The following is a 22,496-nucleotide window of genomic DNA, read 5'->3' as shown; positions in this document are numbered from 1 at the left end:
AGTTTTCGGGGCAGCAGCCCTCACGCCGTTTTGCTCTCTGCACATAAGCGGGCCAGCGGGAAAAAGCAGTCGCAACTCCATACACCCATGCAGGGCACGCCATTGCACGTGCCTGGTTCCGCCAAAGCGGCCAGTTCATACCACACGGAGCGGGTTAGCCGCGCTTCTACCGGAAAGCGCCCATCCCCGGCTCGCACAAGGAGATAAGGCGGGCACCCTCCATCTCCGCACGCATCCGGTGGTACATCCCACACAGCGCGAATCGGGTGCTCACGGCTGGCCACCACAGGTTCATCCACATTGGTGCGAAAACACAGGCGCTGCATGCGGCCACACCCCTTCCATTCCAGCTCTACCGCCAGAAAAGGCACGTCTTCCACCTCAATAGACCCGGATTCAAAAGGGGTACGCAGCAGATATTCGCCATTTTCGTCCCTGGTCAGCATGGAGCCGAACAGACACACCATGGTCTTGCGCTCTATGGGCGTGCCCCGGTACAGCCACACTCCATCCCGACGGATCAGAAACGGCAGTTTTCTGGGCTCTGCGCCTGCTTTTGCCGGATCCAGTCCTGCAATATGGCAGGGGGTCCCGCGCTCAGGGAATGGGCCTTCATCATGCACTGACAGATAATCCTGTTATGACTGTTTCACTGCGTGGAGAATGATATAGGGATCATACCCCGCTTGATGTAAGCCCTGTATCTGCACAGACTGGACCCATGACCGCATCAGACACACAGCCCCAGCCCGCCCCGACCCAACCCGATGTGCGAGAGGCTGACCGCCTTTGCGCTCACCTGCAGGCCGTGCAGCAGGAAACATCCCGTGTAATTTTCGGGCAAGACAAGGTTATCAGCCAGACGCTTACCGCCATATTGGCCGGAGGGCACGCTTTGCTGGTTGGTGCACCTGGCCTAGGCAAGACCCTTCTGGTCACTACTCTTGGCACGGTACTGGGGCTGGATGCCCGGCGCGTGCAGTTTACGCCTGACCTGATGCCCTCCGACATCACAGGCAGCGAAATTCTGGATGAAGACTCCGCCGGCCACCGCAGCTTCCGTTTTGTGCCTGGTCCGGTTTTCTGCCAGTTGCTGATGGCTGATGAAATCAACCGTGCCAGTCCGCGCACCCAGTCCGCGTTGCTCCAAGCCATGCAGGAACGTCGCGTGGCCGTGGCCGGCGCTGAGCACAAGCTGCCCCAACCCTTCCATGTGCTGGCAACCCAGAACCCTCTGGAGCAGGAAGGCACCTACCCCCTGCCAGAAGCCCAGCTTGACCGCTTCATGCTACAAATTCCGCTCACTTTCCCCGATGCGGACTCTGAACGCGCCATGCTACTGGCCACCACAGGCGCAGAACAGACACCTCCTCAGCAGATCATGAGTGCGGAAAGCCTGATCGCAGCGCAGGCTCTGGTGCGCGCCCTGCCTGTAGGCGAAAAAATTGTGGATGCTATTCTGGCGCTGGTGCGTGCCGCGCGCCCGGAAACCACGCAGGATGAAACCCTGCGCACCCAGATTGCCTGGGGCCCCGGCCCCCGTGCCGCACAGGCACTCATGCTCGCCACCCGTGCTCGCGCCCTGCTGGATGGCCGCCTCTCCCCCAGTCTGGATGATGTCATTGCCCTTGCCCGCCCCATTCTGGCGCACCGTATGGCGCTCACGTTTGCCGCACGGGCAGAAGGCGTGCATCTGGATGATGTGATCACCCGGCTTGTTAACCGGCTGGGCTGACGCCTTGGCACAGTCTGCCTTTTCACCCACATTTTTCCTGCGCAAGGTGCTGGGCCGGTCAGCGGAACGGCACCACTCGGGGCCGACTGCCGCTTTTACGTCTCCCTCCGGCCTGCAACCAGACGCCCCCGCGGGAGCAACCTTGCAGGGGCACGCCTCGGGAATCGCCAATCAGGCGTCTTCCCTTGCGGCTCGCCTGCCGGATCTGGTGCTTCAGGCAGACCACATTGCCGCCACGCTTTATGCAGGCCAACACGGCCAGCGCCGCGCGGGGTGGGGAGATACGTTCTGGCAGTATCGTCAGGCGCAACCGGGTGAGCCGGCAACGCATATAGACTGGCGACAATCCGCCCGCAGCACCCACGCTTATGTGCGCGAAACGGAAGCGGAATCCGCCCAGACCATCCTCCTGTGGTGTGATCTCTCTCCCTCCATGCAGTGGCGTTCCGCATCCTCCCTGCCCGAAAAGCGGGATCGCGCGGTCCTGCTGCAACTGGCCATGGCCGCCCTGTTGCTGCGCAATGGGGAACGGGTCAGGCTGCTGGCTCCCTCCGGCATGGCTCCCTTGCCTGCCAGTGGCACACCGCTGGAACGGCTGGCCCTTGGGCTGGCGCATATGGAAGCTTCTTCCGTCACACATCCTGCGGGCGCTCTTCCTCCTGTCACGCTGGTGCCTCGTCATGCCCACATTCTGATTGCCAGTGATTTTCTGTGCGCGGATGAGGCTCTCGTCCCCTGTCTGCGCCATATGGCGGGGTTGCCCGCCCGTGCGCACCTCATCCAGATTGCAGATCCAGCCGAACTCAGCCTTCCGTATCAGGGGCGTGTGGAATTTGAAGGGCTGGAACAGGAAGCCCCTGTTGACCTGCCCCATGTACAGACTCTGCGACAGGACTATGAAAGCCTCGTTACCGCCCGCAATACCGCTTTGGCAGCGCAGGCAGCAACGTATGGACATGACCTCGTGCTGCATTGCACGCAGGATGCGGCACTTCCCACACTGCTGGCGCTTCATGGGCTGATCAGCGGCAGACCCGGCAGCCACCGGGAGGGCCGGCACATATGATTTTTCTTACGCCTTTTGCCTTACTAGGCCTGCTAACCCTTCCTCTGGTGTGGTGGTTGCTGAAGGCAACTCCCCCCACGCCCCGCCGACAGAGCTTCCCGCCTATCCAGATTCTACGCCGCCTGCGCCCACGTGAAGCAGATGTCGCACGGTCGCCTCTGTGGCTTCTTCTGGTGCGGCTGGCAGCCGTCATCCTTCTGGTTCTGGGTCTGGCTCACCCCGTGCTGCCAGGCGAACATGTGCCAACCTCCGGCCACGGCCCCCTGTTGCTGGTGCTGGATGATGACATGCTTTCCGCTTCAGGATGGTCGCAGCGCATTGCCACCGCCCAAGGGTTTGTGGATGACGCAGCCCATGCAAACCGTCCGGTCCTCCTGCTGCGTACCGCCGCCACAGTGGACTCCCTTGGCGCACAGGATACGCCCCACGCTCGTCCAGCCACCATCGTGCAGCAGGAACTCAACAGCCTGCACCCAGCCCCGTGGGGCACGGATCGGGCAGCACTGGCCCATATGCTGGAAACCCACCCTCCGGGTGATGTCGGCAACGTGGTCTATCTAGCCAACGGTGTCGCCTCTACAGGAGATGCGGCCTTCAGCAAGGCTTTGAAGGCACTCGGCCCGGTGCAGGAAGTCCGGTTCCCGGATGCGCCACCTTTGGCTCTTGCGCCTGCCTCCGCACGCAATGGGCCCATTATTGCCCGCATTCTGGCCCTGCCCGATGCCTCAGCCCCTCGTTCCTTCACCGTGCGCGTGCATACACAGGATGGTGGCACGCTGGCCGTTGTGCCCGTGACCCTGCCGGCAGGGGCCTCCAGTGCGGATGTGCCAGTCGAACTTCCCAATACCGTTCGCAACCGGATTGATCAGATTGCACTTGCTGGTCAGGCCAGTGCGGCGGCAACAGTGCTCTTTGATGAAGGGGACCGCCTGCGCCCTGTAGGGTTAATGACGTCAGGCGCTGCTGATACGCCTCTGATCGGGCCACTTTTCTATCTGCGCCGAGCACTTGCTCCTACGGCAGACCTGCATGAAGGCAACGATGCTGCCCTTCTGACACAGCCGCTTTCCGTGATTATTGCGCCCGACGGCACGCTGGCAGACCCAGCCACACGCCAGAAGGTGACTGACTGGGTAAAAAATGGCGGCACGCTTGTCCGTTTTGCAGGCCCTGCGCTGGCAGGCGAACACCACGAGGCAGGTCAGCCCGCTCCCGCCGGTGAGGGAGAGGACGATACCGCTCCACAGCAACCCTCCGCGCAGACATCAACAGCCCCCACGACTGATCTCCTGCCCGTCGCTCTGCTGGATGGATCTCGCCAACTTGGTGGCACCATGACATGGGGTGCCCCGCAGAAACTCGCGCCTTTTGACGCCGCCTCCCCATTTCACGGGCTTGATATTCCGGCAGATGTCACAATCTCGCAGCAGGTTCTGGCCAGCCCTGTGGCGGATCTGGCCGCTCATAGCTGGGCCCGTTTGACAGATGGCACGCCACTGGTCACCCACGCGGCTCTGGGCAAAGGAGAAATCGTGCTGTTTCACATCAGCAGCACGGCGGACTGGTCCAACCTGCCGCTCTCTGGCCTGTTTGTGGCCATGCTGCAACGGCTGACAGATCACGCCAACGGTGTCAGCATCCCCGCGGATGATAGCCTTCTTGCCCCGGTCATGACACTGGATGGTGAAGGCGTGCTTACCCCCCCGCCCCCTTCTGCGCGCGGGTTAAAAGCCAACGCCTTTGCCGATACCGCTGTTTCCCCGGCTCATCCGCCAGGGCTATATGGGCCGCGTGCCGCACGGCGCGCCCTGAACGCTGGCACGCATCTGGTCAACCTTGTACCTGCTCAGCCTGTGGGCACTGTCACCACTCCCGCAGGCCGTAGACCTGACACACCTTTGGGCCGCTATTGCCTCCTTGCCGCTGCCCTGCTTCTGTTACTGGATGCGGTCATGGTTCTGCTCATGCGCGCAGGCGTTTCATTTGGCAAAAAAAATCCCACAAGGAGCTCGACTCTTTCTCTGGCTCTTCTTCTCGCCATTGGAGTGCCCATAAACGCGCGGGCAGCAGAGGCTCCTGCGGCCTCAGCTACGCCGGCGCAATCCGTGCAGAGCCCGACGCTGGCCGGAAATCAGAACGCGGACCATACGGCAACGCCTCCACCAGCAGAGGCCGATTCTCCAACCCTCCCCGCTCCACAGCCAGCCACCGCCTCGCTGGCCTCTCCTCAACAGGGCACGCCTTCGGTGCCTGGCGCTGCACTGGAAACGCGCCTCGCCTATGTTCTGACGGGCCATGAGGATGTGGATACGGTCTCCCGCCAAGGGTTACAGGGGCTTTCAGACTACACAAATGCCCGCACATCCGCCAAACTTGGTCATCCGGATGGCGTGCGGCCGGGGCAGGATGATCTCAGCTATTACCCCCTACTTTACTGGCCCATCACACCCGATGCACGTACAACCCCGGCCCAAACGGCTGCCCTCACCACCTTCATGGCGCATGGCGGCATTTTGCTGATTGATACCCAGGGGCAGGACGTCAGCAGCCAGAATGAAGGAGACACCTCTGGCAGCTTTGCGGGAGACGCACCCGGCACACGCTCTGCCTTGCGGCGCGTGACCAGTGGCCTCCCCATTCCGCCTCTGGCCACCATTACCGACCATCATCTTCTGGCCCACACTTTCTACATGCTGCATGACTTTCCCGGTCGCTATGCAGGTCAACCTATCTGGGTTGCACGTGAAGGACAGGCTGAGAACGATGATGTCAGCCCCGTTATTATTGGTTCAGCAGACTGGGCGCATGCGTGGGCCGTGGATGAAAATGGCAATACACCCTATGCGGTCATCCCGGACGGAGCGGACCAGCGCCAGCTTGCCTACAGGTTTGGCGTTAATGCCGTGATTTACGCCCTCACCGGCAACTACAAGGCAGATCAGGTGCATGTGCCCATGCTGCTGCAACGGCTGGGAGAATAACCGCCCATGCTGAACCATCTTGCGCAATCCTATGGGTTTGCCCCTCTTGTTCCGCTCTGGCTGCTGGCCGCGATTGCCGTGCTGGCGGTATTGCTCTGTGCCTACGCCATAAGCAGACGCACCAAGGGCGCCGTGCTTCGTCTGGCCGCCATTGCCTCCCTTCTGTTGTGGTTGTCCGGCCCACAGCGGCTGCATGAAAGCTGGCACGTTCTGCCCGAAACTGCCCTGCTGCTGGTGGATCAGTCTCCCTCCATGTCCATCGGTCAACGCTCGGCTCTGGCCCGGCAGGCTGCACAGGCCATGGCACAGGCTCATACGCAGGGGCTCTCCCTCCGGACCGTGACTGTCCGCAATTCCGGGCATAACGGCACACGCCTGTTTGACGCACTGGATCAGGCTGCTGCCGATATTCCACCGGATCAGCTTGCTGGCGCTGTCATGCTGACGGACGGTCAGGTGTCTGACACTCCCGGTTCCGTGCCGGAACGGCTCACTCCCGTTAACCAAACTGGCGCAAAAGCGCACCTGCCCCTGCATGTCCTGATCCCGGCAAAAGGGGAGGAAACGGACCGGCAACTGCGTATTCTTCAAGCCCCGCCTTACGGGATTGTAGGCCAACCCGCTAAACTACGCGTGCAGGTGGATGATGCAGGCCCCGGAACCACACCGGGTACACAGGCGGAACTCACCTTGCGCGTGAATGGAGAAGAACCACTCTCCATACCCGTAACAACAGGTACGCCGCAGGATATCTCCCTGCCGGTATCTCATCCCGGGCAGATGCTGATCAGTCTGGCGGTCTCGCCTCTGGCGGGCGAAGTCTCGCAAATCAACAATCAGACCATCACGCGCATGACGGGCATCCGTGACCGTCTGCGCGTGCTGCTGATTTCCGGCACCCCGAATCAGGGGGAGCGGGTCTGGCGGCGGCTACTCAAGGCTGATCCCTCTGTTGATCTGATCCACTTCACCATTCTGCGCCCACCGGATAAGGATGATGGCACCCCGCTGTCCGATCTGGCACTGATTGCCTTCCCGGTGCGGGAACTGTTTCAGGAAAAGATCAACCAGTTTGACCTCATCATTCTGGATGGGTTTGAAAACCAGAACATTCTGCCCCACGCCTACCTGAATAATATTGCCAACTTTGTACGCAAAGGAGGCGGTTTGTTGCTGACGGCCGGGCCGGAGTTTGTCGGCCCCGGCACCCTTCAGGATACGCCTGTGGGTGACATCCTGCCCGCACACGTGCCGCTGGAAAATGGCATGGTGGAACAACGCTTCCGCCCCCATCTGACGCCGGAAGGCCGCAGACACCCGGTAACGGCCGCGCTCCCCGGCGCGCCGCCCACCAACGCGGACTCTGCGGCTCAGACCATTCCGGGCCAGTGGGGACCGTGGTACCGAGCGCTAAAGCCGGACACCACCCACGGCCAAGCCCTGATGAGCGGGCCAGACAACGCCCCCCTGCTGGTGCTGGATCATGTGGATCAAGGCCGTGTGGCCCTTCTGCTGTCTGATCAGATCTGGTTATGGTCCCGTGGAGAAGGCGGTGGCGGCCCACAGGCTGAACTGCTGCGCCGTATTTCCCACTGGCTGATGAAAGAGCCGGAACTGGAAGAAGAACAGCTAAACGCGTCCATTGCCGGAGGGGAACTGACCGTCAGCCGCCGTAGCACAACGGGCGAGGCACAGCATGATGTAACCGTGACACCGCCAGACGGAAAACCTGTCACGCTAACACTCCATGCAGCTTCCTCTGCGCCGCAGAATCAGAAAGAGAACGGAGCCTCTCACACTCGACCGGAAGAAAACCAGAGCGGTCTGAGCATCGGTCATCTGGCGGCGGAGCAACCGGGCATCTGGCAGGTGGACGATGGTACGCACAAGGCGTTTGCAGCGCCCATACCACCTGATCCGCAGGAGTTTGCAGACCTTCGCGCCACAGCTAGCAAGCTGCAAAACATTGTCTCGGCCACGGGTGGCGGCATTCTCTGGACAGGGGATAACGCCACCGCCCCGACGGTCCCCAGGCTTCAGCTAGCTGATAGCGGCAGCCTGCATGGCGAGAACTGGTTTGCGTTTCCGCACCGAAATGCCCATGTGGTAACGGGCAGAAGCGCCACGCCCCTGCTGCCTGCATGGGTTATGCTGAGCCTGTCCCTTCTGCTGCTGTTTGCTGGCTGGTGGCGGGAAGGCCGAAGCTGAACCGCAGATCCTTTCCGCAATCTCACCATTGTGGTAATTTATATGTGACGTTTCCTGTATGGACAGACCATGACCCGCTCGTTCCGCATTATTCCGGCTGCTCTGGCCTGCAGCAGTTTTCTGGCTCTTGCCCTCCCCGCCACCGGCTGGGCCCAGTCCGCCCGCGAGCAGGAAGCGCAGGCTGCGGCGGAAGAAGCCGCTCAGAAGGCTGAAGCAGCCAAGGCTGCAAAGCGCGCAGCTCCTCCCGCATCCATTCCGGGTGCCGCTGGTGAGGAAGACGATGACGGGGATCATTCCAATACGGATATGGAGCCTACGGCCGCGCTGTTTGAAGCCATCAACCGTGGCAGCATCAGTGCCGCCAAGGAATCCATCAACCGTGGAGCGGATCTTCACAGCAGGAACGTGCTGGGTCAGACGCCCCTTGATATGTCCATTGACCTGAACCGCAACCCCATCACCTTCCTGCTGCTCTCCCTGCGTGGCAATGATGATCGTCCCCGCACGGATATTGCGGCGGAAACACGCAGCATGAAAATGGAAAATGGTAGCGGACACCTGACCATTGGCGGCAGCGCAGGGCGGCATAACGCTCAGCCACATGAAAGCCGTTACGACACCACTGGCGGCAGACCTCAGCCGGATGTCGGGTTCCTCGGGTTTAGCGGCGGCTGACCCTGTTCTGTTTTTTCGTACGGAAATGTTCTGCCCAATAAAAAAGCCGCCCTGTTGAGGCGGCTTTTTCCTATCTACGTTTTGCCCTCTCAGCCTGCGGCGGCTGCCTTGGCGGTAGCGGCAGCAGTTTTTGCCAGATCCAGACTTTCCTGACGCAACACATCCAGCGGCAGAAACTCGCCATTGCGTTCAAAATGCCAGAAGGTCCATCCATTGCAGGATGGTGCGTTGGTTAACTGCGCGCCCAGCTTGTGAATGGACCCACGCTTGGTACCGCTCACCAATGTGCCGTCAAGCGAAACCGTGGCATTCACCCGTTGCTTTTTATCACACAGTACTGTGCCAACCGGCAGCAAACCCTGCTCCACAAGACTACCAAAAGGCACACGCGGCGCTTCACGCTTATCCTGCGTGGTGACAACCGCATCATCAGCCAGCGGCGTTTCCCGCGCCACACGGCTCATGGCTGCTTCCACATAGTCCGGGTGGCGCTCAATGCCGATAAAACGGCGACGCAACCGGCGGGCCATGGCGGGCGTTGTGCCTGTGCCGGTAAAGGGGTCCAGCACCACGTCATCAACCGTGGTGGACGCCAGCAGCACCCGGTGCAACAGGCTTTCCGGCTTCTGCGTGGGGTGCAGCTTCAGCCCGTGTTCATTCCGCAGACGTTCATTGCCGGTGCAGAGTGGCAGATACCAGTCAGACCGCATCTGCACATCATCATTCAGCGCCTTCATGGCCTGATAATTGAACCGGTAACGGCTATCCTCGCTCCGGGCCGCCCAGATCAGGGTTTCATGCGCGTTGGTAAAACGACGCCCCCGAAAATTCGGCATGGGGTTGGATTTGCGCCACACAATATCATTCAGGATCCAGAACCCCAGTTCCTGCAAAATCGCACCGATGCGGAAAATGTTATGATAGGAACCGATCACCCAGATGGTGCCGTCCTTGTGCAGCACACGGCGGGCTTCCGTCAGCCAGGCCCGCGTAAAGCGGTCATATTCCTGAAGATCGGAAAATTTGTCCCAATCATCATCCACACCATCCACCAGGGAATCATCGGGGCGGCGCAGTTCACCACGAAGTTGCAGGTTATACGGCGGATCAGCAAACACGCAATCAACAGAGCCGGAGGGCAACGTGCGCATGGTTTCAACACATTCGCCACGCAGAATCTGGTCCAGAGGCAGTTCCATGCTCATTGATTTTGCGCCGCTCATGCCCGGCCCTCCGTATAAAAATGTTCAATTTGCCGGCGCACAGTGCCGAAGGTTCTACGATGATGCGGGGTGATCCCCGTTGTGGTCAGCGCCAGCCGGTGGGCTGCGGTGCCGTAGCCCGCATTTCTCTCCCACCCATAAGCGGGCCAGCGCGTATCAAGGCGGGCCATGATGCGGTCCCGCACAACCTTGGCCACAATGGAGGCTGCGGCAATGGACAGGCTCAGGCGATCACCCCCAACCACAGTTTGCGTGCTGCATCCAAAATCGGGCGCTTTATTGCCATCCACCAGCACATGATCCGGCAAGCGCGGAAGCCGGGCAACGGCGCGCTGCATGGCCAGATGGGCGGCATGATGGATGTTCAGATCATCAATTTCGGCAGTCGAGGCTGCACCAAGCCCGATTTCAATACCGGGCACATCAGGCAGGCGGGCCGCGATGGCCTCACGCACTGCCGGTTTCAGTTTTTTGGAATCATCAATAATGGCCGCCAGATCAGCGGGCACGCCTGCGGCAAAGACCACGGCGGCGGCGACTACGGGACCAGCCAGCGGGCCACGGCCCACTTCATCCACTCCGGCGACACGTCCGCCATGTTGCTGTTCCCGCGTAAAATCCGGCATTGCCCCTCTTTCCATCGATTTGGTGCGACTCGGTAAAAAATACCGAGTCGCACCAACTGCGACTCCGTGAGGCAAGGAGAATCACTTTTCACCGCTCAGCGCAAGAGTCGCGGTGCAGGAAATTTTCAGGAACGCTTGCCGCGCGGGAACACCAGCCAGCCAATCAGCAGGCCCACCACGGAAACAATTCCCAATGAAAGCAAAGGCTTATCACGTACAAACGTGACAGCTTTTTCTACTACGCCTTCCCCTTCCTCATACAGGTCAGCAAATTCCTGCTGCGCCATGCCGGAAAACTGATCGAACTTGCCTTCCGCCTGCAGGCCCAGATCTCCCGTCAGACCGCCAGCCGCATCCTTGAGGCGACCCTTGGCTTCATCAGCAATCCCTTCAACCTTGTTTGCGACCGTCTTGAGTTTATCGTCAGCCATCGGCTTTCTCCTTGTTTTGTGACCGCATTCTTCCGCCCGGCGGCCCTTTAGGGTTTATCCAGACCGCGGTCTTCTGTTGCATCAGAACGCAAAAACTCGTCTCTGACTAGCATGCTGTCTGTCAGTCGCGTTCATCTTACCGCCCTTATCGTCGCATCCATGCTGTTCATGGAGCAGCTTGATGGGACCATCCTCTCAACCGCGTTGCCATCCATTGCTAACAGTTTGCATGTGGATACGGTTGCAACATCGGTTGCGCTAACCTCCTACATCATAGGGTTAGCCATCTTTATTCCCGCTTCCGGCGCTCTGGCGGACAGACTGGGCAGCCGCACCGTTCTCAGTTGCGCCATCGTTATTTTCGTTCTGTGCTCGGTGGCCTGCGGCTCGGCGCACAGCCTCCTGTTTCTGGCTTGTATGCGCACTTTGCAGGGCATTGGGGGCGCGCTCATGGTCCCGGTCGGGCGACTTGTCGTGCTGCGCAGTACGCCGCGGGAGGAGTTGGTGCGCACCATGACGTGGATGATGCTCCCCGCAACACTGGGTCCGCTGCTGGGGCCAGTGGTGGGCGGGTTTGTAACCACCTACCTGTCCTGGCGCTGGAATTTTTACCTCAATATCCCCGTCGGTATTCTGGGGTTTATCCTCACCCGCCGCTTCATTCCGGAGGTAAAGGAGGACACTCCTCCCCCTTTCGATCTGACGGGGATGTTCCTTGCCGGGGGCGGCTTGGCCGCATTGTCCGTCGGCACCGAACTCTTCACCCATAATCAGGGATCTACCACTCTTCTTCTCTCGCTGTTTCTCGGTGGGCTCGGTTTTATGGGGGGCTATGGTTTTCACGCAGCGCGCCTGAGTTCTCCTCTGCTGGACTTCAAGCTGCTGGCCATCCCCACATTCCGCATCTCGGTTCTGGGTGGCGCAGCCTCCCGTATTGCTGTGGGGGCCCTTCCCTTTCTTCTGCCTGCGTTTCTGCAAATCGGGTCCGGGCTGACAGCCGCCCAAAGCGGAATGGTCACGTTCATCGCCCCCGTGGGGGCGTTGGTCATGCGGCCTTGGGTGCCAGCAGTGTTAAAACGGTGGGGGTTTCGCCGGGTGCTCATGTTCAACGGATTTTCAGCGGGCATTCTGTGCGGCCTGATCTCCAGCTTTCATCAGGGGCTGACTCTCTGGCCGCTCTATCCCATTCTGCTGGCCGCCGGCATGGCACAGGCCACGCAGTTTTCGGCTTATAACACCATTGCTTACGCGGATATTCCCGCCAGCCGTATGAGCGCCGCAACCAGCTTTTACGCCACCATGCAGCAGCTTATGCTCTCCCTTGGCATTTGCATCGCCGCAGGAACGCTGACACTCACCTGCCTCCTCCACGGACGCGCTGAGCCCACATCACACGATTTTTCAACCGCGTTTATTGCCGTGGGTCTCATCTCGTTACTGGCCGTGCCTGCCGCAGCCTGCCTTTCCGCCAACGCTGGCGCAGCGCTCAGCGGCAAAAAGGAGTAAAGCGCAGGCCATCGCCACTTTAAGGCGTAAAAAAGGCCTCTTTTTTTAAGTTTTTATTTATAGTTTTTCTTTTCCAGCCTTCCCCTTGGACCAGCCCCGCATTCTGGTATAGGCTCGACACATTCTCATGGGCTGCCGGAGGTATGCCTGCCTTATACTTGTTTCTTAATGGCATTGAATCTGGCATAGACAACCGCCTAGGCCATTCATGTTCTCTGACAGACGGTGGGATGAGCCACCGGATCTGTTTTTTCAACATTCAATTAGGTGAACGACCCGCGCGCCCCATGGATAACCAGACCACGGACCCCCGATCCGATTCACCCACGCCCCCCCGCTCTTCCAGCAGAAAAAAACGTCTTATCTGGAGCGGCGTTGCCGTTGCTGGCGTTTGCGTGCTAGCTTTTGCGCTCTTCCGGCCCCATGGCGGGGAAAACACGGGAACAGGCAAGCACCGCCGCCACGCCGTGCAGCAGACCGCCGATGGGGGTGATGCCCAACCCGTGGCCGTTGAAGCCGTTAAAACCGGCTCCATGCCTGTTGTGCTGACCGAACTTGGCACAGTGGTGCCCATCACCAACGTGACGGTCCAGACCCGCGTGGAAGGCTATCTGACCAAAGTGCTCTTCACGGAAGGTCAGCATGTTCACAAGGGTGATCTTCTCGCCCTGATTGATACCCGTCCATACGAGGTGCAACTGGCACAGTATGAAGGCCAGCTTGAACGGGACAAAGCGCAGCTTGCTCAGGCCCGCGTGGACAACGCGCGTTATCAGCGCCTGATCAAGCAGGACAGTATCGACGCCAAAACGGCACGGGATCAGGAATTTACCGTCGAGCAGATGGAGGGCACGGTCAAATCCGACCAGGCCTTGGTTGATAACCAGAAGCTCCAGCTTGTTTACTGTCACATCATCGCCCCGGTGGATGGACGAATTGGTATTCGTGCGGTTGACCAAGGGAACTACATCGCTGCGGGGCAGTCGGGCGGCCTCGCCATCCTGACGCAGATGCAGCCTATTTCCGTTATTTTCACCCTCCCTCAGGATCAGTTGCCGGAAGTGGCAGAGCAACTGCGTGCCAGAGGCTCTCTGCCAGTTGAGGCATGGGACAGTTCCAACACCCACAAGATTGCTGATGGCACAGTCAGTACGCTGGATAGTCAGATTGATACGGCAACCGGCACCGTGCGCCTGCGCGCCATCTATCCCAATACGGATGAACATCTCTTTCCCAACCAGTTCGTGAACGCGCGCCTGCTGGTCAAGACACTGGAAGATGTCATCCTCGTTCCAGCGACATCTCTTCAGACCGGCCCCTCCGGCCAGTTTGTCTATGTGGTCAAAGCGGACAACACGGTTGAAGTACGGCCTGTCACGGTTGGTATTTCAGACGGCAATCGCACGGTGGTCAGCGGCGGGCTGAAAACGGGAGACCGCGTGGTAACAGATGGTACGGATCATCTGCGCGCCGGCATCAAAGTAACTATCCCGGCCGCTACCCCCGACACCGAGAAATCTGACACCCCTTCAGGTACCCCAGCCCCGTGAACCCCTCAGGTCTCTTTATCCGCAGGCCGGTCGCCACCACGCTGCTGATGCTCGCCATTCTGATGGCGGGGCTGCTTGGCTACCATTTTCTGCCTATCTCCGCCCTGCCGCAGGTTGATTACCCCACCATCACGGTAGAAACTTTCTACCCGGGCGCAGGGCCGGATGTGATGGCAACCTCCGTCACTGCACCGCTGGAAACCCAGTTCGGCCAGATGCCGGGGCTGGACCAGATGACCTCCCGCTCCTCTGGCGGGGCCTCTGTCATTACGCTGCGGTTCAACCTGACCATGTCCATGGACGTGGCGGAACAGGAAGTGCAGGCGGCCATCAATCAGGCCAACTCCCTGCTGCCAACGGACCTGCCCGCTCCGCCCATCTACGCCAAGGTCAATCCGGCGGACACACCCGTGCTCACACTGGGCATTACCTCCGCCACCGTCCCCCTGCCTGAGGTGGAAGACTATGTGGACACCCGCCTTGCGCAGAAAATCAGCCAGATTTCAGGCGTGGGGTTGGTGACGCTGTCTGGTGGCAACCGCAAGGCTATCCGCGTTCGGGTGAACATCCCCAAGCTCACCTCCTACGGGATTGATCTGGATACGCTACGTACCACTATTGGCAACGTTAACGTCAACTCTCCCACCGGCACGTTTGATGGCGCAACCCGCGCCGCGACCCTCCGTGTGGATGGACAGATCACGTCCATTGATACGCTGCTCAACCAGGTTATCGCGTATCAGAACAGTGGCCCCATTCGGATCCGGGATGTTGCATCTGTTGTGATCGGCGCGGAAAACACGCAGCTTGCCGCGTGGTCTAACCTCACCCCCGCCCTTATCATGAACGTGCAGCGGCAACCGGGCGCGAACGTGATCTCGGTGGTGGACAATATCAAGACCGCCCTGCCCATCCTGCGCAAATCTCTGCCGCCCGGTATTGATATTGTGCCCCTAACGGACCGCACCACCACCATCCGCGCTTCCGTTGCGGATGTGGAGTTCGAGCTGTTTCTGGCGCTGGTTCTGGTTGTGGCCGTTATTTTTGTGTTCCTGCGCAATATACCGGCCACCATCATCCCCAGCCTGTCCGTGCCGCTTTCCATCATCGGCACGCTGGCCATCATGTATCTGCTTGGGTTCTCGCTGGATAACCTCTCGCTCATGGCGCTGACCATCGCCACCGGCTTCGTGGTGGATGATGCCATTGTCATGATCGAGAATATTTCCCGCTATGTGGAAGCCGGGGAAGACCGCATGAGCGCCTCCATCAAGGGGGCGGGAGAAATCGGGTTCACCATTATCTCCCTGACCATCTCCCTGATTGCGGTTCTCATCCCGCTGCTATTCATGGGCGATGTTGTGGGACGCCTGTTCCACGAATTCGCCATGACACTGGCCATCACCATCATTCTGTCCGCCGTGGTGTCCCTTACCTTGGTGCCCATGATGTGCGCACGCATCCTCACGGAGCGCCCACATGATGAATCCAGTGCCACAACGGCGTTCCAGCGTTGGTCAGCCCGCGTTGAAGTCGCTACGGAAAAACTGATTGCCGCCTATGACCGCGCACTGGATGTTGTGCTCGCCCACCGCGTGCTGACACTGATGGTCGCTGTGGGCACGCTGGTGCTGACCGGCGTTCTTGCGCTTGTCATCCCCAAAGGATTTTTCCCTGAGCAGGATACGGGCGTTATTCAGGGTATTTCCGTTGCAGCCCAGTCCATTTCCTTTGAGAGCATGAAGGCGCACCAGCAGGATCTGGCAAAAGTTATTCTAAAAGACCCGGATGTGGTCTCCCTTTCCTCCTTCATCGGAGTGGATGGGCAGAACGCCACTCTGAATCAGGGGCGCTTTCTGATTAACCTGAAAGACCATGATTCCCGCTCCAGCAGTGCGGCGGAAGTTGCCCGTCGCCTTTCACAGGAGACGGCGCAGGTTACGGGTATCAAGCTCTACATGCAGCCCATTCAGGACCTTTCACTCGATACAACCGTCACCGCTACCCAATACCAGTTCCTGCTGGAAAACCCGGATTACGACGCCTTCAAGACGTGGATTCCAAAGCTGCTGGAAAAGCTGCGGGCCGAGCCTTCTCTTGCCGATGTCACGTCCGACCTTCAGGCGCAGGGGCTGGTGGCAAAAGTCACGCTGGACCGGACAACGGGCGCACGCTACTCCATCACACCGCAAACCATTGATAACGTGCTGTATGACTCCTTTGGTCAGCGGCAGATTTCTACCATCTACACGCAGTCCAACCAATACCGTGTCATTCTGGAAGCTGATCCTCGTTTCCAGGGTAGCCTGTACTCCCTGAACCAGCTTTACCTGCCCGGTATCAGCGGCAATTCAGGAGAAAGCGCCTCCGGTCCCACCCGGTCCCCCACATCCGGATTGGTACCGTTAGCCGCAGTCACCACGGTTACGCATGAAACCGCGCCCCTGCTGATTACCCATTTCGGGCAATTTCCGGCCACCACCATCTCCTTCAATCTGGCCAAGGGATATTCTCTGGGTGACGCCACCGCCGCCATCCAGAAGGTGGAAAAGGAAATCAACTTACCCGCGTCTTTCCAGACCTCCTTCCAGGGAACGGCTGCCGCGTTTCAGGGCTCGCTCAGCAATGAACTGTTCCTTGTAGGGGCAGCGCTGATTGCCGTTTATATCGTGCTGGGCATTCTCTACGAAAGCTTCATTCATCCCATCACCATTCTCTCCACCCTGCCCTCCGCTGCTATTGGCGCACTGCTCACATTGTGGGTGGCAGGAGCCGGACTGGATGTCATGGGTATCATCGGCATTGTGCTGCTGATTGGCATTGTGAAGAAAAACGCCATCATGATGATCGACTTCGCACTGGAAGCCGAGAGGGAACATGGCATGGACTCCCTGCAATCCATTCGGCAGGCAGCCACCCTGCGTTTCCGCCCCATCCTCATGACAACTCTGGCCGCCATGTTAGGCGCCGTTCCTATGGTCATTTCACAGGGTACGGGCTCTGAGCTGCGCTTTCCGCTTGGTCTGGCCATTATCGGGGGGCTTGCGCTGTCTCAGTTGCTCACGCTCTTCACCACACCAGTTATCTATTACACGCTGGATACCTGGGCACACCGCTGGAACACCTGGCGGCAGGGCAACCACTCTCTTCCGCCTTCTGAGCAAACCACGCCGTGAACTTCAGCCGGATCTTCATTGATCGGCCTGTAGCCACCATTCTGATGACTGTGGCGCTTCTTCTTGCAGGAGTGCTGGGCTACAGAAGTCTGCCGGTGGCGGACCTGCCGAATGTCGATTTTCCCGTCATTCAGGTACAGGCCCGCCAGCCCGGCGGTTCACCCGAAGAAGTTGCCAGCGCGGTTGCTGCCCCGCTTGAGCGGCATCTGGGCCAGATTGCAGACCTCACGGAAATGACGTCTCAGTCCTCCCAGAACACCACGCGCATTACCCTTCAGTTTGCCCTTTCACGGGATATCAATGGGGCTGCGCGGGATGTTGAGGCCGCCCTTCAGGCCGCCCACGCGGACCTGCCGTCCTCCCTGCGCCAGAATCCCAGCTATTCCAAAGCCAACCCCAACGGCGCACCCATTCTCATTCTGGCCCTGACATCAGACATCCATACACAGGCACAACTCTACGATTACGCAACCAATGTTCTGGTGCAGCATCTTTCACAAATTCGTGGCGTTGGGCAGGTGGAAATTGGCGGTAGTTCCCTCCCTGCCGTACGGGTGGAAATCAACCCCCTCCCCCTCTACCGGTACGGGATCGGGTTTGAAGACATCCGTGCTGCTCTGGCTTCCGCCAATGCGCATGGCCCCAAAGGCATTATTGACCAGAACGGCACACGCTTCACACTTGATACGAATGATCAGGCCAGAAGTGCGCAATCCTACCGTGATCTGATTATCGCATGGCGCAACAGCCGCCCCGTACGTCTGGCAGATGTCGCAACAGTTGAAGACAGCGTTGAAGACCGCCGCAACGCCGGCTACTTCAACAGCGCTCATTCTGTTATCGCCATTGTTTTTCCGCAGGCAGGTGCAAACGTTATTGAAACGGTGGATGAGATCAACGCCAAGCTCCCCATGCTTCGCGCCGCCCTTCCCGGCGGGGTTGATCTGCATATCGGGCTGGACCGTTCACTTACCATCCGCGCGTCTCTGGCGGATACACAACTCACCTTGGTCATTTCAATCGTGCTGGTTGTGCTTGTGGTTTTGGCGTTTCTTCATTCCCTCCGCATGACCCTTATTCCCGCCATTGTGGTGCCCACGTCCATTATCGCCACTTTTGGCGTCATGCGGTTTCTGAATTACTCGCTGGACAACATGTCCCTGATGGCATTGACGGTCTCCACCGGCTTTGTGGTGGATGACGCCATTGTGGTGATGGAAAATATTGCCCGCTATATTGAAGAAGGCCTCTCCCCACGTGATGCCGCCCTGAAAGGCAGCAGCGAGGTTGCGTTTACCGTTATCTCAATTTCCATTTCCCTGATTGCCGTTTTTCTGCCCATCCTGCTTCTGGGCGGTTTAGCCGGACGCCTGTTTCATGAATTCGCCATGACGGTTTCCGTTACCATTCTTGTCTCCATGGTGCTGTCTCTCACCCTCACGCCAATGATGGCAGCACAACTTCTGAAACCAACACATCCCAACAAAACATCCAACCGCATCACACAATTTCTGATTTTCCAGATTACACGCCTGCTTGATGGTCTGCAAAAAGGCTATGAACGCTCTCTGAATACTGCACTGAGATACCGCAAGATTGTTATTCTCTCTTTGCCATTCACGCTTGTTATCATTGTTGCGCTTTTCATCAGCATGCAGAAGGGGTTTTTCCCCACCGAAGATACGGGCCTCCTGATGGGCCATTTGCAGGGCGACCAGAATATCTCGTTCCAGGCCCTTTCTAAAAAGCTGACAGATGTTCAGAAGGTTATCAAATCTGATCCTGATGTACAAAGCGTTGCCAGTTTTATGGGCAGCCGTGGTTCGTCCAACTCTGCCAACATGTTCCTGCAACTTAAAGACAAAAGCGAACGCAGCGACACGCCAACAGAACTGATTGCGCGCATCGAAAAAAAGCTCAGCAAACTGGTAGGCGCTCAGTTTTTCCTGATGCAACCCGGTGCCGTGCGCGCAGGGGCACGCCAGGGCAACGCCTCCTACCAATATACTCTGGATGGAGAAGATGCCTCCGAAGTTTACCAGTGGACCGATAAACTCCTTGCTGCTCTCCGCAAATATCCGGAACTAACTGAAGTGTCTTCCGATGTTCAGCAGGGCGGTTCCGCCATTGATGTAGACATTGACCGAGACACATCTTCACGTGTCAGCATTACCCCACAACTGCTGTCCAACACGTTATATGATGCGTTCGGACAGCGTGCCGCATCCGTTATCTATAACCCCCTGAACCAGTACCGCGTGGTTATGGAAGCCGATCCTACGTATTGGTCAAACCCCAACAGCCTGATGCAGGTATGGATCAGTGTATCGGGCGGCAGTGCGGGGGGCGGCACTGCGTCCAACACAGTCCGCGTACGTAACACAACAGGTCGGGATTCTTCAGGCAACAGCAGCGCCTCAACATTAAGCAGCCAGTCTTTCAGAAACCAGATTGCCAATTCTCTGGCGGGCGGCAACAGTGCCTCCAATGGCTCCGCTGTTTCCACTTCCTCTTCCGCCATGGTACCCTTGACTCTGGTTTCAAAACTCCGGGCCTCTCAAACACCCCTGTCCGTCAATCATCAAGGCCAATCGGTTGCCTCAACCATTTCCTTCAATCTGGCCAAAGGGGTCTCTCTCGGGGTTGCAACACACATTATTCAGACAGCACAGGTTGAACTGCATATGCCACCCACCATTCATGGCAGTTTTGCTGGTAATGCCGCGCAGTTTCAGAAAACCGTCAATAACGAACCCATTCTGATCCTGGCAGCACTAGCGGCTGTGTATGTCACTCTGGGCGTGTTGTATGAAAGCTACGTCCATCCCCTCACCATTCTATCCACCCTGCCATCCGCCGGTGTGGGCGCACTGCTAGCGCTGCAACTGGCAGGGGAAGAGTTCTCCTTGATCGCCATGATCGGGGTTATTCTCCTGATCGGCATTGTGAAAAAAAATGCCATTATGCTTGTCGATTTTGCAATCGCCGCAGAGCGTGAACATAATCTTTCGCCACTTGAAGCCATCCATACGGCCTGCCTGCTACGCTTCCGCCCGATCATGATGACATCCATCGCGGCAGCTCTGGGGGCCTTTCCGCTAATCATCGCCAACGGCTATGGGGCGGAGCTACGTCGGCCCCTGGGTATTGCCATCGTGGGCGGCTTGATCGTCAGTCAGGCACTCACCCTCTATACAACGCCGGTTGTTTATCTGATGCTGGACACCCTGCGTCTGCGCTTTAAACACGTAAAGATCCGGCCCTTTTTCTTCTCCCGCAACCCGCAAGATACCTGAAGTTTTACCCATGAAGCCCTTCTCTTCCCGTCCGCTTTCACGCCGCTTGGGTATCCTGCTGGCGCCTCTTGTCCTGACCAGCTGCATGGTAGGCCCCTCTTACAAGCGGCCTACCGCCATTATTTCTCCCAAATTCAAGGAACTGCGCCCCGCCCCTGGCTGGAACTACGCCAACCCTGCGCTGGCGGAGCTTCCCAAAGGCACATGGTGGACCATTTACAATGATCCCATCCTGAACCAGCTTGAGGCGCAGGTTGAAATCAACAACCAGAACGTGAAGGAATACGAGGCACGTTACCGCAGTGCACGCGCAACCATCAATTCCGTTCGGGCGCAACTTTATCCTACCCTGAGCGGCTCTCTTTCCTTCAACCGCCAGAGTTCAGGCCGTGGTTCCCGTTCCAGTGGCACCATCATCAATTACGGTGGGGATGGTTCTTCCGGCACTGGCTATACGCCTTCGAACACCACTGAAAATACTTACGGTATGGGACCAACGGCCTCTTGGGATCTGGATTTGTGGGGCAAGATCCGCCGGCAGATTCAGGCTCAGGTGACAGAAACACAGGCCAGCGCTGCAGATTTGGCCAATGCCAAACTTTCCTACCAGGCACAGCTTGCCACGGCCTATTTCAACATGCGGTATCAGGATAGTCTTTATGATCTGCTCCAGCGAAACGTAAAGTTTTATGAACGCTCCTATCAGATTACCCGTAACCAGTACGAAGCAGGCACAGCAGACCCCACCAGTGTGCTTCAGGCTCAAACCCAGTTGGAACAGACGCGCGCTCAGGCCACGGCTACTCAGGCGAGCCGGGCACAGTATGAGCACGCCATTGCGGTGCTGATTGGCAAACCGCCCGCTGAGGTCTCCATTGCTCCGGGCGCACTACCCCGCGCCATTCCCACCATTCCTGTTTCCGTGCCAGCCCAGCTTTTAGAACGGCGGCCTGATGTGGCCGCTGCAGAACGCCGCATGGAAGAATATAACGCCCAGATAGGCGCCGCCATTGCCGCCTTCTACCCAGAGGTGAAGCTGAGCGCATCCTATTCCTATAGCGGGGACCCTGTTGGCACTCTTGTACAGGTGGCAAACCGTATCTGGTCCCTTGGCGCCTCCGCTACGGAAACACTTTTTGCGGGTGGCAGCCGAACTGCCGCCGTGCATGAAGCCGATGCAACATATGACAACTATGTAGCCACCTATCGGCAAACTGTTTTGACAGCTCTGCAGAATGTGGAAGATCAACTCTCCAATCTGCACATACTGGCGCAGCAGGCTGATCAGCAACAGGTTGCGCTGGAAGCCGCCAACCGGGCCGTGACTGTCGCCCTGAACCAGTATCTGGCAGGCACCCAGATTTACACCACCGTCATCACATCGGAAGTGACAGCCCTCTCCAATGCCGAAACGGCACTGCAAATTCAGCAGAACCGTATTCTTGATTCTGTCAGCCTGATCCAAAATCTGGGTGGCGGCTGGAATGTTTCCGAACTACCAAGCAAAAACTCCATGCAGAAAGACAACCCCTTCCTGCCCTCTTTCATCCAAAAAGATAAAAACTTTTTACCGAACGATCATAAGTAAGAACATCAAGCCTCTTGAGAACCTCCTCGTGAAAATGGGTTCCTCAAGAGGCTATTTTTTGCCGTAAATACTTTCCCCTAAAGTTCTTACGATCAGAACTGAACTGAACTGAACCATACAGAGCAGCTTTTTCGGCTCGGGTGAAAATAGAAGCCCTACATAGGCAAGCCCCTCTTTCACTCAGAGCATCACCACTTTTCCCGAATAGGATGTAAAGGATTTTCAAAAAATCCTTTCCTAATCATACCCAAACCATAACGCATTGATGCTGACAGAAAAGCCGCAACAGAAGTTTTCTGCCCTCTCCGTGTCTGCCCGCAATTGTGTGCTCCCCACACATCTATCGCGCTCTTCAGTCTGCACGTTCTAATGTGCGCATAGATCTGTAAACTACTTATACCAAGCGCTATTTGACCTGACTCATGGGGGTACCCA

The 22,496-nt window shown here is 58.2% G+C and carries 14 protein-coding genes; 10 read left to right on the top strand and 4 right to left on the bottom strand.

Features of this window, described 5'->3' with window-relative positions; all coding sequences use genetic code 11:
* Positions 1-20: 20 nt before the first annotated feature.
* Positions 21-578, bottom strand: a complete 558-nt coding sequence (locus AD944_RS10890) for a DUF1285 domain-containing protein (RefSeq protein WP_045542891.1) — start codon at positions 576-578, stop codon at positions 21-23.
* A 143-nt stretch (positions 579-721) separates the two neighbouring features.
* On the opposite strand from AD944_RS10890, the gene AD944_RS10885 reads away from it, so the two are divergent.
* The 5 genes from AD944_RS10885 (at position 722) to AD944_RS10865 (ending at position 8,665) form a co-directional block, all read left to right on the top strand.
* Entirely contained in the window at positions 722-1,735 is a 1,014-nt protein-coding gene (locus AD944_RS10885; RefSeq protein ID WP_045542873.1) for an AAA family ATPase, read from the top strand.
* A gap of 4 nt (positions 1,736-1,739) precedes the next feature.
* Positions 1,740-2,801, top strand: a complete 1,062-nt coding sequence (locus AD944_RS10880) for a DUF58 domain-containing protein (protein ID WP_082741273.1) — start codon at positions 1,740-1,742, stop codon at positions 2,799-2,801.
* Complete coding sequence (locus AD944_RS10875; RefSeq protein WP_045542874.1) at positions 2,798-5,782, top strand: DUF4159 domain-containing protein; 2,985 nt, start codon at positions 2,798-2,800, stop codon at positions 5,780-5,782. The genes AD944_RS10880 and AD944_RS10875 overlap by 4 nt, the downstream gene beginning before the upstream one ends.
* 6 nt (positions 5,783-5,788) lie before the next feature.
* Positions 5,789-7,990 carry a hypothetical protein gene (locus tag AD944_RS10870; RefSeq protein ID WP_045542875.1) on the top strand — a complete coding sequence of 734 codons (2,202 nt, stop codon included), beginning with the start codon at positions 5,789-5,791 and terminating at the stop codon, positions 7,988-7,990.
* 69 nt (positions 7,991-8,059) lie between these two features.
* A complete protein-coding gene (locus tag AD944_RS10865) occupies positions 8,060-8,665 on the top strand; it encodes an ankyrin repeat domain-containing protein (RefSeq protein WP_035377718.1) in 606 nt (201 codons plus the stop codon).
* 89 nt (positions 8,666-8,754) lie between these two features.
* Here the strand turns inward: AD944_RS10865 and AD944_RS10860 are convergent, their stop codons facing one another.
* The 3 genes from AD944_RS10860 to AD944_RS10850 all read right to left on the bottom strand — a co-directional run bounded on the left by AD944_RS10860 (position 8,755) and on the right by AD944_RS10850 (position 10,945).
* Positions 8,755-9,888: a site-specific DNA-methyltransferase gene (locus tag AD944_RS10860; RefSeq protein ID WP_045542876.1), complete on the bottom strand. Its 1,134-nt coding sequence runs from the start codon at positions 9,886-9,888 to the stop codon at positions 8,755-8,757.
* Positions 9,885-10,529, bottom strand: a complete 645-nt coding sequence (locus AD944_RS10855) for a ribonuclease HII (protein WP_179946494.1) — start codon at positions 10,527-10,529, stop codon at positions 9,885-9,887. Before AD944_RS10855 ends, AD944_RS10860 begins: the two co-directional genes overlap by 4 nt.
* Positions 10,530-10,639: 110 nt before the next feature.
* A complete protein-coding gene (locus AD944_RS10850) occupies positions 10,640-10,945 on the bottom strand; it encodes a CsbD family protein (RefSeq protein ID WP_035377713.1) in 306 nt (101 codons plus the stop codon).
* A gap of 111 nt (positions 10,946-11,056) precedes the next feature.
* Here AD944_RS10850 and AD944_RS10845 point away from each other — a divergent pair, with 111 nt between their 5' ends.
* From AD944_RS10845 to AD944_RS10825, 5 genes are all read left to right on the top strand, one after another.
* A complete protein-coding gene (locus tag AD944_RS10845; protein WP_045542878.1) occupies positions 11,057-12,451 on the top strand; it encodes an MFS transporter in 1,395 nt (464 codons plus the stop codon).
* A 287-nt stretch (positions 12,452-12,738) separates the two neighbouring features.
* Positions 12,739-14,001 (top strand): efflux RND transporter periplasmic adaptor subunit, encoded by a 1,263-nt coding sequence (locus AD944_RS10840; protein ID WP_045542894.1) that lies wholly within the window; start codon positions 12,739-12,741, stop codon positions 13,999-14,001.
* On the top strand, positions 13,998-17,177 hold the full coding sequence (locus AD944_RS10835; protein ID WP_045542879.1) for an efflux RND transporter permease subunit: 3,180 nt from the start codon (positions 13,998-14,000) through the stop codon (positions 17,175-17,177). The genes AD944_RS10840 and AD944_RS10835 overlap by 4 nt, the downstream gene beginning before the upstream one ends.
* The gene (locus AD944_RS10830) at positions 17,174-20,473 is read left to right on the top strand and encodes an efflux RND transporter permease subunit (RefSeq protein ID WP_045542880.1); all 3,300 of its coding nucleotides are present in this window, start codon (positions 17,174-17,176) and stop codon (positions 20,471-20,473) included. The genes AD944_RS10835 and AD944_RS10830 overlap by 4 nt, the downstream gene beginning before the upstream one ends.
* Before the next feature lie 10 nt (positions 20,474-20,483).
* Complete coding sequence (locus tag AD944_RS10825; protein WP_045542881.1) at positions 20,484-22,061, top strand: efflux transporter outer membrane subunit; 1,578 nt, start codon at positions 20,484-20,486, stop codon at positions 22,059-22,061.
* Positions 22,062-22,496 lie beyond the last annotated feature (435 nt).

Source organism: Acetobacter tropicalis (assembly GCF_001580915.1).
Classification (GTDB): Bacteria; Pseudomonadota; Alphaproteobacteria; order Acetobacterales; family Acetobacteraceae; genus Acetobacter; species Acetobacter tropicalis.
The sequence above is the reverse complement of the archived record's forward strand: the minus strand, read 5'-3'. Positions and strand labels throughout refer to the sequence as shown.

What these genes read in the sequence shown, in the direction of transcription:
- AD944_RS10845 (WP_045542878.1), top strand. Translation starts at nt 11,057, where the DNA reads ATGCTGTCTGTCAGTCGCGTTCATCTTACCGCCCTTATCGTCGCATCC.
- AD944_RS10885 (WP_045542873.1), top strand. Translation starts at nt 722, where the DNA reads ATGACCGCATCAGACACACAGCCCCAGCCCGCCCCGACCCAACCCGAT.
- AD944_RS10865 (WP_035377718.1), top strand. Translation starts at nt 8,060, where the DNA reads ATGACCCGCTCGTTCCGCATTATTCCGGCTGCTCTGGCCTGCAGCAGT.
- AD944_RS10850 (WP_035377713.1), bottom strand. Translation starts at nt 10,945, where the DNA reads ATGGCTGACGATAAACTCAAGACGGTCGCAAACAAGGTTGAAGGGATT.
- AD944_RS10840 (WP_045542894.1), top strand. Translation starts at nt 12,739, where the DNA reads ATGGATAACCAGACCACGGACCCCCGATCCGATTCACCCACGCCCCCC.
- AD944_RS10875 (WP_045542874.1), top strand. Translation starts at nt 2,798, where the DNA reads ATGATTTTTCTTACGCCTTTTGCCTTACTAGGCCTGCTAACCCTTCCT.
- AD944_RS10860 (WP_045542876.1), bottom strand. Translation starts at nt 9,888, where the DNA reads ATGAGCGGCGCAAAATCAATGAGCATGGAACTGCCTCTGGACCAGATT.
- AD944_RS10825 (WP_045542881.1), top strand. Translation starts at nt 20,484, where the DNA reads ATGAAGCCCTTCTCTTCCCGTCCGCTTTCACGCCGCTTGGGTATCCTG.
- AD944_RS10870 (WP_045542875.1), top strand. Translation starts at nt 5,789, where the DNA reads ATGCTGAACCATCTTGCGCAATCCTATGGGTTTGCCCCTCTTGTTCCG.
- AD944_RS10855 (WP_179946494.1), bottom strand. Translation starts at nt 10,529, where the DNA reads ATGGAAAGAGGGGCAATGCCGGATTTTACGCGGGAACAGCAACATGGC.